The sequence below is a fragment of the Streptomyces scopuliridis RB72 genome (assembly GCF_000718095.1).
In the GTDB taxonomy this organism is placed as follows: domain Bacteria; phylum Actinomycetota; class Actinomycetes; order Streptomycetales; family Streptomycetaceae; genus Streptomyces; species Streptomyces scopuliridis.
In genome coordinates, this window is sequence record NZ_JOEI01000088.1 from 1 (window position 1) to 439 (window position 439).

The following is a 439-nucleotide window of genomic DNA, read 5'->3' on the forward strand; positions in this document are numbered from 1 at the left end:
GCGTCCCTCCCCCAGCCCCACCGCCCAGCGCACCAGCCCGGCCATCGCCCCATGCGGCACCACCACACCCTTCGGCCGCCCCGTCGAACCCGACGTATAGATCACATACGCCGCCGACGACAACGACACCACCACCTCAGGAGCCACCACATCCCCCACCAGAGAACGCGCCAACACCTCCTCCGTAACCACCACCTCAACACCACTATCAGCCTTCATAAACTCCAGCCGATCCACCGGATACTCCGGATCCAACGGCACATACGCACCACCAGCCCGCAACACCCCCAACACCGCCACCACCAAATCCAGCGACCTCGGCAAACACACCCCCACCCGAGACTCCACACCCACACCCAACGAAGCCAAATGCCCAGCCAGACGATCCACCCGCACACCCAACTCGCCATACGTCAACGACTCACCACCCTCACCCAGC

Annotated in this window: 1 protein-coding gene; it reads right to left on the reverse strand. The window is 64.2% G+C overall.

Going from position 1 to position 439, the window contains the following annotated elements; genetic code table 11:
* Nucleotides 1-417: AMP-binding protein (locus IF11_RS37475; protein WP_244888291.1), on the reverse strand; the 417-nt coding region annotated here is incomplete at its 3' end.
* Nucleotides 418-439 lie beyond the last annotated feature (22 nt).